Annotated in this window: 18 protein-coding genes; 9 read left to right on the top strand and 9 right to left on the bottom strand. The window is 67.8% G+C overall.

Features of this window, described 5'->3' with window-relative positions; genetic code table 11:
• Positions 1-24: 24 nt before the first annotated feature.
• From hemE to ASD72_RS00830, 4 genes are read right to left on the bottom strand one after another with little or no spacing between them, the layout of a single operon-like run.
• Positions 25-1,095 (bottom strand): uroporphyrinogen decarboxylase, encoded by a 1,071-nt coding sequence (gene hemE / locus ASD72_RS00815; RefSeq protein WP_056878076.1) that lies wholly within the window; start codon positions 1,093-1,095, stop codon positions 25-27.
• A 19-nt stretch (positions 1,096-1,114) separates the two neighbouring features.
• On the bottom strand, positions 1,115-1,369 hold the full coding sequence (locus ASD72_RS00820) for a WGR domain-containing protein (RefSeq protein ID WP_056878077.1): 255 nt from the start codon (positions 1,367-1,369) through the stop codon (positions 1,115-1,117).
• A 9-nt stretch (positions 1,370-1,378) separates the two neighbouring features.
• Entirely contained in the window at positions 1,379-2,482 is a 1,104-nt protein-coding gene (aroB, locus tag ASD72_RS00825; RefSeq protein WP_056878078.1) for a 3-dehydroquinate synthase, read from the bottom strand.
• Entirely contained in the window at positions 2,479-3,021 is a 543-nt protein-coding gene (locus ASD72_RS00830) for a shikimate kinase (protein WP_056878079.1), read from the bottom strand. The genes aroB and ASD72_RS00830 overlap by 4 nt, the downstream gene beginning before the upstream one ends.
• Before the next feature lie 103 nt (positions 3,022-3,124).
• On the opposite strand from ASD72_RS00830, the gene ASD72_RS00835 reads away from it, so the two are divergent.
• Entirely contained in the window at positions 3,125-3,328 is a 204-nt protein-coding gene (locus ASD72_RS00835; RefSeq protein WP_056878080.1) for a dodecin family protein, read from the top strand.
• 71 nt (positions 3,329-3,399) lie between these two features.
• On the opposite strand, the gene ASD72_RS00840 is transcribed toward ASD72_RS00835, so the two are convergent.
• Entirely contained in the window at positions 3,400-4,245 is an 846-nt protein-coding gene (locus ASD72_RS00840) for a kinase (protein ID WP_056878081.1), read from the bottom strand.
• 50 nt (positions 4,246-4,295) lie between these two features.
• Between ASD72_RS00840 and pdxH the strand changes: the two genes are divergently transcribed.
• Entirely contained in the window at positions 4,296-4,898 is a 603-nt protein-coding gene (gene pdxH / locus ASD72_RS00845) for a pyridoxamine 5'-phosphate oxidase (protein ID WP_056878082.1), read from the top strand.
• Between the two features lie 100 nt (positions 4,899-4,998).
• Positions 4,999-5,796 carry a cobalamin-binding protein gene (locus ASD72_RS00850; RefSeq protein WP_235577893.1) on the top strand — a complete coding sequence of 266 codons (798 nt, stop codon included), beginning with the start codon at positions 4,999-5,001 and terminating at the stop codon, positions 5,794-5,796.
• A 115-nt stretch (positions 5,797-5,911) separates the two neighbouring features.
• Here ASD72_RS00850 and ASD72_RS00855 read toward each other — a convergent pair whose 3' ends face one another.
• The 3 genes from ASD72_RS00855 to ASD72_RS00865 form a co-directional block, all read right to left on the bottom strand.
• Positions 5,912-6,367 carry a DUF4426 domain-containing protein gene (locus ASD72_RS00855; RefSeq protein WP_056878084.1) on the bottom strand — a complete coding sequence of 152 codons (456 nt, stop codon included), beginning with the start codon at positions 6,365-6,367 and terminating at the stop codon, positions 5,912-5,914.
• 61 nt (positions 6,368-6,428) lie between these two features.
• Positions 6,429-7,271, bottom strand: coding sequence for a pyrroline-5-carboxylate reductase (gene proC, locus ASD72_RS00860; protein WP_056878085.1), 843 nt, complete (start codon positions 7,269-7,271; stop codon positions 6,429-6,431).
• A 33-nt stretch (positions 7,272-7,304) separates the two neighbouring features.
• Positions 7,305-7,988 carry a YggS family pyridoxal phosphate-dependent enzyme gene (locus ASD72_RS00865; protein WP_056878459.1) on the bottom strand — a complete coding sequence of 228 codons (684 nt, stop codon included), beginning with the start codon at positions 7,986-7,988 and terminating at the stop codon, positions 7,305-7,307.
• Between the two features lie 93 nt (positions 7,989-8,081).
• Between ASD72_RS00865 and ASD72_RS00870 the strand changes: the two genes are divergently transcribed.
• The 6 genes from ASD72_RS00870 to ASD72_RS00895 all read left to right on the top strand — a co-directional run bounded on the left by ASD72_RS00870 (position 8,082) and on the right by ASD72_RS00895 (position 12,852).
• Entirely contained in the window at positions 8,082-9,119 is a 1,038-nt protein-coding gene (locus ASD72_RS00870; RefSeq protein WP_056878086.1) for a type IV pilus twitching motility protein PilT, read from the top strand.
• Between the two features lie 59 nt (positions 9,120-9,178).
• A complete protein-coding gene (locus tag ASD72_RS00875; protein ID WP_056878087.1) occupies positions 9,179-10,309 on the top strand; it encodes a PilT/PilU family type 4a pilus ATPase in 1,131 nt (376 codons plus the stop codon).
• A gap of 193 nt (positions 10,310-10,502) precedes the next feature.
• Positions 10,503-11,042 carry a hypothetical protein gene (locus tag ASD72_RS00880; RefSeq protein WP_155944407.1) on the top strand — a complete coding sequence of 180 codons (540 nt, stop codon included), beginning with the start codon at positions 10,503-10,505 and terminating at the stop codon, positions 11,040-11,042.
• Positions 11,043-11,164: 122 nt separating this feature from the next.
• Positions 11,165-11,719 (top strand): DUF6622 family protein, encoded by a 555-nt coding sequence (locus ASD72_RS00885; protein ID WP_343123674.1) that lies wholly within the window; start codon positions 11,165-11,167, stop codon positions 11,717-11,719.
• Between the two features lie 99 nt (positions 11,720-11,818).
• Positions 11,819-12,235, top strand: a complete 417-nt coding sequence (locus ASD72_RS00890; RefSeq protein WP_056878090.1) for a hypothetical protein — start codon at positions 11,819-11,821, stop codon at positions 12,233-12,235.
• 335 nt (positions 12,236-12,570) lie between these two features.
• Positions 12,571-12,852: a hypothetical protein gene (locus tag ASD72_RS00895; protein WP_056878091.1), complete on the top strand. Its 282-nt coding sequence runs from the start codon at positions 12,571-12,573 to the stop codon at positions 12,850-12,852.
• A gap of 186 nt (positions 12,853-13,038) precedes the next feature.
• On the opposite strand, the gene ASD72_RS00900 is transcribed toward ASD72_RS00895, so the two are convergent.
• On the bottom strand, positions 13,039-14,553 hold the full coding sequence (locus tag ASD72_RS00900) for an acetyl-CoA hydrolase/transferase family protein (RefSeq protein WP_056878460.1): 1,515 nt from the start codon (positions 14,551-14,553) through the stop codon (positions 13,039-13,041).
• Positions 14,554-14,635: the final 82 nt, after the last annotated feature.

Raw genomic sequence — 14,635 nt, forward strand, 5'->3', positions numbered from 1 at the left:
GGGCGCGGCGGGGCCGCGCAGGATTCATCGCCTACTGAACGTATGGACCGCATCGACCAGGACGGCGACGTGGTCCGGATCCATGTCCGGCGACATGCCGTGGCCCAGGTTGAACACATGGCCCTCGCGCGAGCCGCCGTTGCCGTCGCGGTAGCTGTCCAGCGTGCGCTTCACTTCCGCGCGGATCGCCTCGGGCGAGCCGTACAGCGTGGCCGGGTCCAGGTTGCCCTGCAGCGCGACCTTGCCACCGGTACGGCGTGCGGCGTCGCCCAGTTCGACCAGCCAGTCCACGCCCACGCCTTCCGCGCCGGTGGCCGCCAGATCTTCCAGATAGGCCGCGGTGCCCTTGCCGAACAGGATGAGCGGGGTGCGTTCGGCACCCTCGCCCCGGTCGAGTTCGTGCGCGATCCGCTGCAGGTAGGGCAGGGAGAATTCGCGGTACATCGCCGGGCTGAGCACGCCGCCCCAGGTGTCGAACACCTGCAACGCCTGCGCACCGGCGGCGCGTTGGGCGGCCAGGTAGGCGATCACGGCATCGGTATTGACCGACAACAGGCGATGCAGCGCAGCCGGTTCGTTCAGCGCCATCGCCTTGATGCGGGCGAAGTCCTTGCTGCCGCCGCCTTCCACCATGTAGCAGGCCAGCGTCCACGGGCTGCCGGAGAAGCCGATCAGCGGCACCTTGCCGTCCAGTTCGCGGCGGATCACCCGCACCGCATCCATCACGTAGCGCAGTTCGGTTTCCATGTCCGGCACGCCCAGCTTGGCGGCGTCGGCGGCGCTGCGGATGGTGCGTTCGAACTTCGGACCCTCGCCTTCGACGAAGTACAGGCCCAGCCCCATCGCATCCGGCACGGTCAGGATGTCGGAGAAGAGGATCGCCGCATCCAGGTCGTAGCGGCGCAGCGGCTGCAGCGTCACCTCGCAGGCGATCTCGGGGTTCTTCGCCATCCCCAGGAAGCTGCCGGCTTCCTTGCGCGTGGCCCGGTACTCCGGCAGGTAGCGGCCGGCCTGGCGCATCAGCCAGACGGGCGTGCAGTCCACGGGTTCGCGGCGCAGGGCGCGCAGGAAGCGGTCGTTCTTCAGAGCGGTCATCGGGACATCCGGGAAAAGGTTACTTGGGCGCGTCGGCGCCGCGGGCGAACATCAGCTGGAAGCCGCGCTTGAGGTGGCTGTCGCGGGCCTTCTCGAACGCCGCGTTCGCTTCGTCCTGCAGCAGGTACTGCTCGCGCTTGAGCGTGGCGCGGCCGCCGACCTGGCCGGTTTCGCGCAACAGTTCCCAGCCCCCGAACAGGTCGGGCTGGAGGGTCAACTGGACGTAGCGGGGCGCTTCGCCCGCGTCGGGGCGTTGCTGGAGGAAGACGCGCATGGCGACATGTTAGCCGGACAGCACGCCCAACACCCGGCTTTCGTCCACGTCCGGCACCACCTCGGCCTGGCCCAGCCCGCGCCACAGCACCAACCGCAGGCGGCCGGCGAGGTTCTTCTTGTCCAGGCGCATGCGGGCCAGCAAGGCGTCGGGCGCCAGGCCGGCCGGAATCCGCACCGGCAGGCCATAAGCCACCAGCAGGGCTTCCACGCGCTCGGTGTCGGTGGCCGGCGCCAGGCCCAGGTCCGCGGACAGGCGGGCCGCCAGCACCATGCCCACCGCCACGGCTTCGCCATGGTTGAGGTTGTCGTTGCCCAGGCCGCCGTAGCCCTGTTCGGTCTCGATGGCGTGGCCGAAGGTGTGGCCGAAGTTCAACAGGGCGCGCTCACCCTTCTCCAGCGGGTCGCGCGCCACGATCTCGGCCTTGTGCTCGCAGCTCGCGGCGATCGCCAATGCGAGCGCTTCGCCGTCCATGGCCAGCAGCGCCGCGCGCTCCTGTTCCAGCCACTGGAAGAAGCGCGCATCGCGGATGGCGCCGTACTTGATCACCTCGGCCAGGCCGGCGCGCAGCTCGCGCGGCGGCAGCGTGGCCAGCGCCGCGGTATCGGCGAACACCGCGCGCGGCGGATGGAAGGCGCCCACCAGGTTCTTGCCCTGCGGGATGTCGACCGCGGTCTTGCCGCCCACCGACGAATCGACCATCGACAGCAGCGTCGTCGGCACCTGTACGCAGTCCACGCCGCGCATCCAGCACGCCGCCGCGAACCCGGCGAGGTCGCCCACCACGCCGCCGCCCAGGGCGACCACGCAGGCATCGCGGGTGGCGCCGAGGGTGGCGAGCGCGTCGATGGCGTGGCCGAAGTGGGACAACGTCTTCGACTCTTCGCCCGCGGGCAGGATGAAGGTGCCGATGGCCAGGTCCGGGCGCGCGGCGTGCAGCGCCTCGCGCACGGCGCCCGCGTACAGCGGCGCGACCACCGAATCGCTGACCAGCAGCACGTGCCGGCCGCGCACGTGGCGCGCGAGCGCCGCGCCGTCGCCCAGCAGGCCCGGCCCGATGGTGATGGTGTAGGGGATCTCGCCGCCGACATCGACGGTGCGTGGGTGGTTCATGCGTTCTCTTCGATGGGCTGCCAGCAGTGCGCCAGCAGCTGGGTCAGGCGGGCGGTCGCTTCCGGCGGGGTCAGCCCGTCGGTGTCCAGGGCCAGGTCGGCGACCTCGCGGTACAGCGGTTCGCGCAGCGTGGCCATCTCCTGCAACACCTGTTCGCGATCCGGGCGCTGCAGCAGGGGGCGGTTGGTGCAGCGGCCGAGGCGACGCAACTGCGCTTCCACGCTCACCTGCAGGTAGACCACGTAACCGCGTTGCTTCATCAGCACCCGGTTGTCGGCATCGAGCACCGCGCCGCCCCCGGTGGAGACCAACTGGCCGTGGCCGGCGAGCAGCTCGCGCAGGGTGGTTTTCTCGCGCTCGCGGAAGCCGGCTTCGCCCACGTGTTCGAACAGCGTCGCGATGCTGGCGCCGGTGCGGTCCACGATGGCCTGGTCCGCATCGACGAAGGCCAGCCCGAACCGTTCGGCCACGCGCTTGCCGATGGAGGTCTTGCCTGCACCGGTGGGGCCGACGAGGATCAGGTTGGGGGCCGGATTCATGATGGGCAGATGCTAGCACCGCCGGTGCGTGGCGCGGTCTTAACGCCGGCGGGACTACGGTGACCCCCCCGGCATCGGCCGGGCCACCGAAGAGGAGCGCACCATGTCCGTCGCCAAGATCATCGAGGTCAACGCCTCGTCCAAGACCAGCATGGAAGATGCCGTGAAGGTCGGTCTCAAGAAGACTTCGGAGACCGTGAAGAACATCAAGGGTGCCTGGGTGAACGAGATCAAGGTCGTCACCGACGACGGCGGCAACGTCACCGAGTGGCGCGTGAACCTGCGGATCAGTTTTGTGGTGACGTGAGGGGGGCGGGAGGGCGCGTCGTGGGAGCGACGTAAGTCGCGATTGAAGGTATCAGGGTGCGTCATCGCGACTTACGTCGCTCCCACGCCACCCTGCGCCGCGACGGGTCGCCGGGTTTCATCCAGCGTGATCGTCCGCTCGGCGACCGCCGGCAGCGTCGCCAGCAAGTGCCGGCTGGTCCGCTCGTAATGCTGGATGAAGCGGTCCAGTTGCGCGCGGTCCATGCCGGTCCGCTGCGGGTCGCGCGCCACGAGGGCCTGTTCCTGTTCCCCGCGCCAGGTCCGCACGATGTCGAAGCCGGGCGGCTGCAGGAACCACAGCGCGTCGATGCGCGACCACAAGGCCGGGTAGTCGGTGCGCAGCGCGTCGTTGCAATAGCGGCGCCAACGGCCGTCCGCGTCTTCGTCGCGTTCCAGCGCATTGAGCGGCGCTGCCAGCGCCGCGTCGGCCTCGGGCATCGCCTTCAGGCACCAGCCTTCGAACAGCACCAGGTCGATGCGGCCTTCGGTCCGTGTCCAGGCCTCGTCGGGCGCGCGATCGTCGGCCAGCTTGTCGAAGCGCGGCAGCACCACGTCCTGGCCCTTGCGAAGTGCGTCCAGGACATGGCAGCCCAGCGCCACGTCGTGCGTGCCGGGTGGGCCGCGGGTGGCGAGCAGCGGGTGCACGTCGGCTGCCAGCCGCTGCCGCTGGGCGTGCGTCAGGTACAGGTCGTCCAGCGACAGCACCGCCACGCGCAGGCCCTCGCCGCGCGCCCGGGCCGCGACCTGGTCCGCCAGCGTCGACTTGCCGCTGCCCTGCAGGCCGGTGATGGCGAACACCGGCGTGGCCGACGACGACGACGACGACGCGCGCGCGGCCTGCAGCGCGTCGTCGACGAGCCGCGCCGGAAAACCCTCGGGATGCACAGGTGTCGTCATCGCGCGACAATAGCGCATGCCCGGGACGCGGGCGCTGCCGCTGCGATGCCATGACCGACCTGTACGCCGAAGCCCTGTCCACGTTCGCCACGCTGTTCGGCGAAGCGAAGGCCGCGGGCACCGAAATCGAACCCAATGCGATGACGGTGGCGACCGCCACGCCGGACGGCCGCCCGTCCGCGCGCACGGTGTTGCTGAAAGCGTTCGACGAACACGGTTTCGTCTTCTACACGCATACGCACAGCCAGAAGGGCCGCGAGCTGCAGGACAATCCGCGCGCCGCGCTGCTGTTCCTGTGGCGCACCCTGCGCGAGGCCGGCATCCAGGTACGCGTGGAAGGCGTGGTGACGCCGGTCAGCGATGCCGAAGCCGATGCCTATTTCGCCTCCCGTCCGCGCCAGAGCCAGCTGGGCGCATGGGCGTCGATCCAGTCCGAGACGCTGGACTCGCGCGAAGCGTTCGAAAGCCGCATGGCTGAAGTGGAAGCGCGCTTCGCTGGCGGCGACGTAGCGCGGCCGGCGGGCTGGAGCGGCTACCGTGTGGCGCCCGACGCGCTCGAGTTCTGGTACGGCGCGCAGTTCCGCCTGCACGAGCGCTGGCGCTACGCATGCGATGCCGCCGGCGCGTGGAGCAAGCGGATGCTGTTCCCTTGAGGGATATCCAGGATCCCGGTGGGAGCGACGTCAGTCGCGAGCCTTTCGCGGCGTCCCAAGAGCTCGCGACTGACGTCGTTCCCACAGGGCGGGCATCGCCGTGAGGGGCCCACAGCGCATCGTCTGCCTGACCGAAGAGCCGACCGAAACGCTGTACGCGCTCGGCGAGCAGGACCGCATCGTCGGCATCAGCGGGTTCACCGTGCGTCCGCAGCAGGCACGCAAGGAAAAGCCGAAGGTCAGCGCGTTCACCAGCGCGAAGATCGACGAGATCCTGAAACTCCAGCCGGATCTCGCCATCGGCTTTTCCGACATCCAGGCCGACATCGCCGCCGCGCTGGTGCGGCAGGGCGTGGAGGTGTGGATCAGCAACCACCGCAGCGTGGAGGGCATCGTCGACTACGTGCGGCGGCTGGGCGCGCTGGTGGGTGCCGCGACGCGCGCCAACACGTACGCCGACACGCTCGCACGTGGATTGGACGATATCCGTGCGCAGGCGGCGCGGCTCCCGCGCAGGCCGACGGTCTATTTCGAGGAATGGGACGAGCCGCAGATCACCGGCATCCGCTGGGTGTCCGAATTGATCGGCATCGCGGGCGGCGACGACGTCTTCCCCGAGATGGCGCGCGAGTCGCTGGCCAAGCACCGCATCCTCGCCGACGGCAGCGAGGTGGTGCGGCGCGCACCCGACCTCATCCTGGGCTCATGGTGCGGCAAGAAGTTCCGCGCCGACCGCGTGGCGGCACGCCCCGGCTGGGACGCGATTCCCGCCGTGCGCGACGGCGAACTGCACGAAATCAAATCGCCGCTGATCCTGCAGCCCGGGCCGGCGGCGTTGACCGATGGCGTGCGCGCCATCGCGGCCATCGTGCAGGCGTGGTCGTCGCGCCACCGCTGAGGCGGTTCTCCCTGTACGGATGGTCTGGCGTGGGAGCGACGTAAGTCGCGATAGGCCACCGCGGTGCTCCATCGCGACTTACGTCGCTCCCACAACGGTCGAAGGCTGCTGCGCTTCAGAAATTCCGCTGGAACTTCACCGTTTCCGTGCGGCCACCGGCCTGCACCACGATCTCGAAGCGGTAGGAATTGCGTGGCGAGATGCGCGCGGTGCCGATCAGGTCGGTGTACTCGCCGGCCTCCACTTTGCGCAGTGCGACGACCTGGCGCGCGCCGGACAGGTCGTGCGCGGTGACGCTCACGTCGCCGTCGGCATCGAGCTCCTCGGCGCCCTTCACCTCGCGCAGGGCGATCAGCACCAGTGCGGTGCCGGCATCGCGCGGCACGCCGTACTGCTTCGCGACGGCTTCGCTCAATGCCAGCGTGGGCAGGGCGTTGAAGCGCACGCGCAGGTTGCCGAAGTCGGTTTCGGCGGGGGCGGGCGGTACGAACTCGGCGGCGCGCGGCGTCTCGCCGCCGGAGCAGGCGGCCAGCGACAGGGCGAGAACGAGCGGGGCGATCAGGAGTTTCATCGGCGTCGGTGCCTGTGTGCGGTAAGGGCGTTACGAGGTTCTGAGCGGGCCGGATGCGGCGTCAATCGTTCGCCGCGGACAGTTCGCCGCCCCGTGCGGTCGCCGCATGCACGGCCCGGGCGACCAGCGCTTCGAAGCCACCGGCCTGGAAGGTTTCGATCGCCGCCTGCGTGGTGCCGTTGGGCGAGGTCACCCGGCGGCGCAGTTCCGCAGGTGTTTCGCCGCTTTCGGTCAGCATGCGCGCTGCGCCCAGTACGGTCTGCAGCACCAGCGTGCGTGCGGCATCGGCCGACAGGCCTTCGGCCACCGCGGCCGATTCCATTGCCTCGGCCAACAGGAACACATAGGCCGGGCCGCTGCCGGACACGCCGGTGACGGCGTCCATCTTCGCTTCGGCGTCGATCCACACGGTCGGGCCCGCGGCAGAGAGCAGCAATTCCGCCCGTTCGCGGCCGGCGGTGTCGACCTCATCGCTCGCATGCAGGCCGGTGACGCCGGCACCGAGCAGGGCCGGCGTGTTGGGCATGCTGCGCACCACCGGCACGCCGCCGCCCAGCCAGCGCTGCATCTGCGCGACGGTGATGCCCGCGGCGATGGAAACGGCCAGCGGGCGTTGCGCCTGTGCCAACGGTGCGAGGGATTCGCACACCGTGCGCATGACCTGCGGCTTCACCGCGAACAGCCAGGTATCCGCGCCGTAGGCCGCTTCCCCGGCCTCGGTGAAGACCTGCACGCCGAAGTCCGCCGCCAGCGCGGCGCGCAGGGGCTCGTTGGGCTCGGCCACGCGGATGCGCGAGGCATCCGCCCCGCGCTTGAGCAGGCCGCCGATCAGGCTGCGGGCCATGTTGCCGCCGCCGACGAAGGCCAGCGGATGCGTCAGCAGGCGCGGCGTGGAAGGAGTCATGGCGTCAGGCCTCTGGAAAAAAGTAGAAAGGAGTCAGGTGGTTCGCGCCGGTCGCGCGCCGAACAGGGCGGTGCCGATGCGGACCATCGTGGCGCCGTGCGCGACGGCGAGCGGGTAGTCGTCGCTCATCCCCATCGACAGGGTATCCACGCCGGGATGCGTCGCCGCCAGCCCGTCCTGCAGCGCTTGCATGCGCTGGAAGGCCGCGATGCGCCGGGCGGCGTCGGGATGCGGCGCGGGGATGGCCATCAGGCCGCGCAGCCGCAGCCGCGGTTCGGCCGCGATGGCATCGGCGAGGGCGGCGACCTCGTCCGGCTGGCAGCCATGCTTGCTGGCCTCGTCATCGATGTTCACCTGCACGAGCACATTCAGCGGCACCCGATCGGAAGGACGATAGCGTGACAGAGCGCCGACCAATTTGTGACGGTCGACCGTTTGCACCCAATCGAAGAGCTGCGCCGCGAGTTCGGCCTTGTTCGACTGCAGGTGGCCGATGAGATGCCATTCCAGGCCCATGTCCGCCAGTTCGCCGATCTTCGCCTGGGCTTCCTGCACGTAGTTTTCGCCGAAGGCGCGCTGTCCGGCACGCGCCAGTTCGGCCACGGCAGAGGCCGGTTGCAGCTTGGACACGGCCAGCAACGCGGGGGTTGGCCGATGTGCGGCTTTCGCTGCGTTTTCAAGATGTTGCAGGGTCTCGCTGAGGGTGTCGGCGAGCATGTTCATCCAACCATTGGCGGGAACGGCAAGGGCGCTATACTGCCCTTCGGGGAATGAACGTTCCAGTTCGCAGCAACTTGGGGAAGCAGCGTCATGGATATCGCCGAACTCTTGGCGTTCTCGGTAAAGAACAAGGCCTCGGACCTCCACCTCTCGGCCGGCTTGCCGCCGATGATCCGCGTGGATGGCGACGTGCGCCGCATCAACATCCCGGCGCTGGACCACAAGCAGGTGCATGCGCTGGTCTACGACATCATGTCGGACAAGCAGCGGCGCGACTTCGAAGAATTCCTCGAGGTCGACTTCTCGTTCGAGATCCCGTCGCTGGCGCGCTTCCGCGTGAACGCCTTCAACCAGAACCGCGGCGCCGGCGCCGTCTTCCGTACGATTCCGTCGGAAGTGCTGACCCTGGAAGACCTGGCCTGCCCGCCGCTGTTCCGCGAGCTGATCCAGCAGCCGCAGGGCCTGATCCTGGTCACCGGCCCGACCGGTTCGGGCAAGTCGACCACGCTGGCGGCGATGATCGACCACATCAACAAGAACGAGTACGGGCACATCCTCAGCGTCGAGGACCCGATCGAGTTCGTGCACACCTCGCAGAAGTGCCTGATCAACCAGCGCGAAGTGCACCGCGACACGCACGGCTTCAACGAGGCGCTGCGTTCGGCGTTGCGTGAGGACCCGGACTACATCCTGGTCGGCGAGTTGCGCGACCTGGAAACCATCCGCCTGGCGCTGACCGCCGCGGAAACGGGCCACCTGGTGTTCGCCACCCTGCACACCAGCTCGGCGGCCAAGACCATCGACCGCGTGATCGACGTGTTCCCCGCCGGCGAGAAGCCGATGGTGCGCTCGATGCTGTCCGAATCGCTGCGCGCGGTGATCTCGCAGGCGCTGCTGAAGAAGATCGGCGGCGGCCGCACCGCGGCGTGGGAAATCATGGTGGGCACCCCGGCCATCCGCAACCTGATCCGCGAGGACAAGGTGGCGCAGATGTACTCGGCCATCCAGACCGGCCAGCAGAGCGGCATGATGACCCTGGACCAGCACCTGCAGGACCTGGTGAAGCGCGCGCTGATCACCCGCCAGCAGGCCAAGGAATACGCGAAGGACAAGCGGTTGTTCGAATGACGGCAGGGCCCGCGCGGCGCCACGCCGCCTGACCGCCGCCTCGCCTACGGAGCAGACCCATGAGCACCATCGACTTCACCTCCTTCCTCAAGCTGATGGCGCACCAGAAGGCGTCGGACCTGTTCATCACGTCCGGCATGCCGCCGTCCATCAAGGTGCACGGCAAGATCTCGCCGATCACGCAGACGCCGCTGACGTCGCAGCAGTCGCGCGACCTGGTGCTGAACGTGATGACGCCGGGCCAGCGCGAGGAATTCGAAAAGACCCACGAGTGCAACTTCGCGATCGGCGTGGCCGGCGTGGGTCGCTTCCGCGTGAGCTGCTTCTACCAGCGCAACCAGGTGGGCATGGTGTTGCGCCGGATCGAGACGCGCATCCCGACGGTGGAAGAGCTGAACCTGCCGCCGATCATCAAGACGCTGGCGATGACCAAGCGCGGCATCATCATCTTCGTCGGCGCGACCGGTACCGGCAAGTCCACTTCGCTGGCGGCGATGATCGGTTACCGCAACCAGAACTCGACCGGCCACATCATCACGATCGAGGACCCGATCGAATTCGTGCACAAGCACGAGGGCTGCATCATCACCCAGCGCGAGGTCGGCATCGACACCGACAGCTGGGATGCGGCGCTGAAGAACACCCTGCGCCAGGCGCCCGACGTGATCATGATCGGCGAGGTGCGCACGCGCGAAGGCATGGACCACGCCATCGCCTTCGCCGAAACCGGGCACCTGGTGCTGTGCACGCTGCACGCGAACAACGCCAACCAGGCGATGGACCGCATCATCAACTTCTTCCCGGAAGACCGCCGCACCCAACTGCTGATGGACCTCTCGCTCAACCTCAAGGGCGTGGTCGCGCAGCAGCTGATCCCGACGCCGGACGGCAAGGGCCGCCGCGTGGCGATGGAGATCCTGCTCGGCACGCCGCTGATCCAGGACTACATCCGCGACGGCGAGATCCACAAGCTGAAGGAAGTGATGAAGGAATCCACCAACCTCGGCATGAAGACCTTCGACCAGAGCCTGTTCGAGCTGTACCAGGCCGGCGAGATCAGCTACGAGGACGCGCTGCGCTACGCCGATTCGCAGAACGAAGTGCGCCTGCGCATCAAGCTGGCCCAGGGCGGCGACGCTCGCACGCTGGCACAGGGCCTGGACGGCGTGGAGATCGCGGAAGTCCGCTGACGGCCGCGCAACGCGCCATCGCGTCATCAAGAAAAGGGGCGGGCGACCGCCCCTTTTCTGTGGGCGTTTAACCCGTCCCTTACATGGGGCTGACTTCGTTCTGAACGTGTTCGCGCCGCGATGCGTGGCGCGCTGATCGTGCAGGTAGGGTGGCGAGCCATTCGCACACTCGCTCGCCATCAGGATGGAACGCATGCGCAGGGACAGGATCGTCGCCGTCGTCGTGGTCGTGCTGGTGCATGCATGTTTCGGCGTTGTGCTGCTGGACCCTCGATCGCCGGGGCAGGGTCGGATGGCGGAGGACAGCGATCGCCCGCGCCTGCGCTTCATCGCGCGCCCGACCGTGGTTCCACGCACCGTGGCTTCGCGCCCGAACCTGCCGTCGCTGCCTGCACGCCCGCGACCCGCGCCGCGCATGCCGGCGACGCCTCCGGAGGTCGCGCCGCACGACGCGCCGCCGCTGCCATCGCAGGGCGAGGGGCCGCTGGTGCTCTCGCTGCCGGCTGCGCCGCTGCGCGCAGGCGAGCGTGATCTCTTCGCCCGCCAGGACAAGCGTGCGTTCGAGGCACCGTCACGGCTCAACGTGACCCTCCACGACAGCTCGTTCGTCGGCCGTTATCAGCAGTTCCTCAAGGACGTGACCTGTGAAGAGCTTCGCCGTGCCATGCGCAACAGCCCCTCCAGCGCGAACACGATCCAGGCTTCGATGAGCCGTCGCGGCTGCAGCATCTGACCGGCTGCCGAGGCCGGGCACAGGGTCAACGGAGTGGATCGAAGCGGGTAGGCTCCACGACCTCCGGCACCTGAAAGTGTTGACTTCCGGCACCTCACGGGAGGGCAGGCGGATCGGAAGATGTGCGTGAACCGACACGGTGTCGGCCTCTCCAGGACCCTTGCCCCATGACGCAGATCCTCACCCACACCCCCCTCTGGGTCTTCGGCCTGTTCTTCGGCCTGGTCTACCTGGGTTACGTGCAGAGCAGGACGCGTCAGGTGTCGCGCGGCCGCCTCATCGTGCTCCCGGTCGCCATGCTGGCCTGGTCGCTGTACTCGGTCTGGTCGACCTTCGACGCCCACCTCGCCGCGCTGGCCGCCTGGGCCTGCGCGTGGGTCGCGGTGGTCGCCATCGCCCTGGTGCGGGCCCCGTCGCGCCGCGCGGCCTACGACGCATCGACGAAGCAGTTCACCGTGACCGGCAGCTGGGTGCCGCTGGCGCTGATGATGGGCATCTTCTTCTTCAAGTACGCCGTGGCCGTGGTCCATGCCATGAAGCCGGGCATCCTTGAAACGACAACGGCCGTCGTGGTGGTGGCCGGCACGTACGGACTCTTCAGCGGCGTGTTCATGGCGCGCGCGTTGCGGGTGCTGGGGGTGATGAAGCAGTTGCGCCTGGTGGAGCACAGCGCCTGACGGCGAACGGGTAGGATGGGGTGGGCGGCGATGACGGCTCGATCCAGCCCCCCACTCGTCGTGGACACAGAGGTCAACGTGCAGGGGAAAGGATCACCCATGACAGCGGTCGAAGCGCTCGCCGGGGTTTACAGGCTTCTGGCGGCCGAGATCGCGTGCCGGTCGGAGCTGATTGAAGGCTTCCTCTCGGAGCATGGCGTACATGCGGGGTCGGTCGATCCTGTGGTGGACGAGCGATACCTCCATGAAGCGCTTTCTTCCCGCGAGGGCAGCGACCTGCTGGCAGGCCTGTATCGCCGTTTTGCCGACGCCGCCCTGGCAACCGAAGGGGATGACGAGGTCCTGTCCCAACTGGACGTCCTTCAACATCTGCTTGCGAAGAAGCTTTGGAAGTATGAATCGGCTACGTCGGCGCTGTTGGATGCTTTCACGCAGGACTACGACAGGCTGGATCAGCCGAGTGAAAGGCGTCGATGGTTTCGTGAGATTTCGGATGCCGCTGCGGGCGAGGCTTGACGAAGCGGCAGAGCCATGGGTTGGGGCGAGCTTGCGAACCCCGGCGCGCGGGGAAGATGATGAGCCATAGCCATCGCCACATTCTGCTGGGCGAGATGCCGGAGGATTGGGCGCCAACGCCCGAGCACGATGTCCGTGCGGGGGAAGGCTGAGGCTGTTGGGGTTCGCTGCGCTCACCCCAACCTATGGGCTGACGAAGACCTTTTATAATCAGCAGACGCAAACAATCCAGGGCTGGAGCATTAGGAGCGGGGCTACGCGGGTGGTTGTTGCCTTCTCTTTACGAACGATATGGTCCAAGCAGCAAGCATGATGAAGAAGGAGCTTGAAGACGAATGAGTGCGCTTCTCCTCACTTTGAATATCTTGAATGCCTTGCTGTTCGCGACGGCCGTGATGGTGCTTATCGTGAACTGGAAAGCCCACACGCTCCAGGTCGGAAAGATTGTCCTGACCTTGGTCGTTGCTTCGTTTCTGGTGCTTGCCGCAATGATCTTCGTGAAGGGATCATTGCCCTACATGCAGAAGTGGGGTGCTGCTTTTGGGGCTGTCGGCTTCTTGAGCAACTATCTCGAGCGGCGGTATTACCGGTGCCTGAGAGCTGGCGGCCATCCATAGTTGTGTTCCGCACCGATCATTGACGCTGACATGGCGCGACCTGCGCGAGAGGCGATGCGGCGACGGCGTTCCTCGCCATGGCCATTGCTTGGGGTTAGCCCACGAGTCCTAACCCCCAGATCGCGGACGGCGTGTCGCGTTGGGCTCACCCCGACCTAGGTGGATGGGGCGAAGGTTTGAAGGCGCCTAGCCCTTCATGCTCCCCGTCTCCAACCACCGCTGGTGCCACGACAGCGCTTCCGGTAGCAGGTGCGGGGTGTGCTTGCCGTAGCTGTGGTGCAGGGCGCGGTCGAAGTAGTCCTGCAGGGCGTCGCGATAGTCGGGATGGGCGCAGTTCGCGATCAGCGTACTTGCGCGTTGCTTGGGGGTGAGGCCGCGCAGGTCGGCCAGGCCCTGTTCGGTGACGATGACCGAGACGTCGTGTTCGGTGTGGTCCACGTGGCTGACCATCGGCACCAGCGCGGAGATGCTGCCGCCCTTGGCGATACTGGGGCTGAGGAACACCGACATGAACCCGTTGCGGGCGAAGTCGCCCGAGCCGCCGATGCCGTTCTGGATGCGGCTGCCCATCACGTGGGTGGAATTGACGTTGCCGTAGAGGTCGGCCTCGATCATGCCGTTCATGCCGATGCAGCCGAGCCGGCGGACCAGCTCCGGATGGTTCGACATTTCCTGCGTGCGCAGGATGATGCGCTCGCGGTAGAAGGCGATGTCGCGCTTGAACACCTCGTTCGCCTCCGGGCTCAGCGCGAAGCCGGTGCACGAGGCGACATCGAGCACGCCATCGCGCAGCAGGTCGAGCATGCCGTCCTGGATGACCTCGGTGAACGCCGTGAGGCCGCGGAAACCGCTCTTCGCCAGGCCCGCCAGCACGGCGTTGGGAATGTTGCCCACGCCCGATTGCAGCGGCAGCAGGTTCGCCGGCAGGCGGCCCTGCGCGACTTCGTGCTTGAGGAATTCGATCAGGTGCGCGGCGATGCGCTCGCTGGTGGCATCGATCGGGCTGAACGGGCTGTTGCGGTCCGGGCCGTGCGTGCGCACGACGGCGACGATCTTGTCCGGGTCGCAATGCAGCGCGGTGTCGCCGATGCGGTCCTGCACGTGTTCCAGCGGGATCGGCTTGCGGTGCGGCGGCAGGGCGGTGCCGTAGTAGATGTCGTGCATACCCTCCAGGCCGGCCGGCTGCCAGTCGTTGACCTCCACGATCACCTTCTTCGCCAGGTCCAGCCAGGTCTTGTTGTTGCCCACCGAGGTAGACGGCACCAGCGTGCCGTCCTCGCGGATCGCCGAAACTTCCACCACGGCCGTGTCGATGGGGCCGTAGAAGCCGAACCACACGTGTTGCGCCACGTGGCTGAGGTGGATGTCGATGTAATCCAGGGTGCCGTCGTTGATCCGCTTGCGCGCGTCCGGGTCGCTCTGGAACGGCATGCGCAGCGCGATGGCATCGGCCTTGGCCAGGGCGCCATCAAGCTCCGGTGCGGTGGAGGCGCCGGTCATCAGCTTGATCTGGAACGGCTGGCCGGCCGCATGTGCGTGTTCGATGCGGGCGGCGAGGGCGAGCGGCACCGCCTTCGGATAGCCCGAGCCGGTGAAGCCGCTCATCGCGACGGTCTCGCCGGGCTGGATCAGCGCGGCGGCGGCCTCGGGCGTGGTCAGGCGGGCGCGCAGGGCGGCGTGGCGGATGCGGTCTTCGGACATGAGGGCGGTGGCTGGAACGAAACGGACATTATCGAGCCCGGGGTCGGACACCAGCATACGACCATCGTGGAACGCCGCAATT

This window comes from Pseudoxanthomonas sp. Root630, from assembly GCF_001427585.1.
Classification (GTDB): Bacteria; Pseudomonadota; Gammaproteobacteria; order Xanthomonadales; family Xanthomonadaceae; genus Pseudoxanthomonas_A.

Bases quoted from the DNA above. Each gene is read 5' to 3' on its own strand.
- proC (WP_056878085.1), bottom strand. From the start codon at position 7,271: ATGACTCCTTCCACGCCGCGCCTGCTGACGCATCCGCTGGCCTTCGTC.
- ASD72_RS00840 (WP_056878081.1), bottom strand. From the start codon at position 4,245: ATGACGACACCTGTGCATCCCGAGGGTTTTCCGGCGCGGCTCGTCGAC.
- ASD72_RS00870 (WP_056878086.1), top strand. From the start codon at position 8,082: ATGGATATCGCCGAACTCTTGGCGTTCTCGGTAAAGAACAAGGCCTCG.
- ASD72_RS00855 (WP_056878084.1), bottom strand. From the start codon at position 6,367: ATGAAACTCCTGATCGCCCCGCTCGTTCTCGCCCTGTCGCTGGCCGCC.
- ASD72_RS00865 (WP_056878459.1), bottom strand. From the start codon at position 7,988: ATGCTCGCCGACACCCTCAGCGAGACCCTGCAACATCTTGAAAACGCA.
- ASD72_RS00895 (WP_056878091.1), top strand. From the start codon at position 12,571: ATGAGTGCGCTTCTCCTCACTTTGAATATCTTGAATGCCTTGCTGTTC.
- ASD72_RS00900 (WP_056878460.1), bottom strand. From the start codon at position 14,553: ATGTCCGAAGACCGCATCCGCCACGCCGCCCTGCGCGCCCGCCTGACC.
- ASD72_RS00820 (WP_056878077.1), bottom strand. From the start codon at position 1,369: ATGCGCGTCTTCCTCCAGCAACGCCCCGACGCGGGCGAAGCGCCCCGC.
- pdxH (WP_056878082.1), top strand. From the start codon at position 4,296: ATGACCGACCTGTACGCCGAAGCCCTGTCCACGTTCGCCACGCTGTTC.
- ASD72_RS00890 (WP_056878090.1), top strand. From the start codon at position 11,819: ATGACAGCGGTCGAAGCGCTCGCCGGGGTTTACAGGCTTCTGGCGGCC.
- ASD72_RS00830 (WP_056878079.1), bottom strand. From the start codon at position 3,021: ATGAATCCGGCCCCCAACCTGATCCTCGTCGGCCCCACCGGTGCAGGC.
- hemE (WP_056878076.1), bottom strand. From the start codon at position 1,095: ATGACCGCTCTGAAGAACGACCGCTTCCTGCGCGCCCTGCGCCGCGAA.
- ASD72_RS00835 (WP_056878080.1), top strand. From the start codon at position 3,125: ATGTCCGTCGCCAAGATCATCGAGGTCAACGCCTCGTCCAAGACCAGC.
- ASD72_RS00875 (WP_056878087.1), top strand. From the start codon at position 9,179: ATGAGCACCATCGACTTCACCTCCTTCCTCAAGCTGATGGCGCACCAG.
- aroB (WP_056878078.1), bottom strand. From the start codon at position 2,482: ATGAACCACCCACGCACCGTCGATGTCGGCGGCGAGATCCCCTACACC.
- ASD72_RS00880 (WP_155944407.1), top strand. From the start codon at position 10,503: ATGCGCAGGGACAGGATCGTCGCCGTCGTCGTGGTCGTGCTGGTGCAT.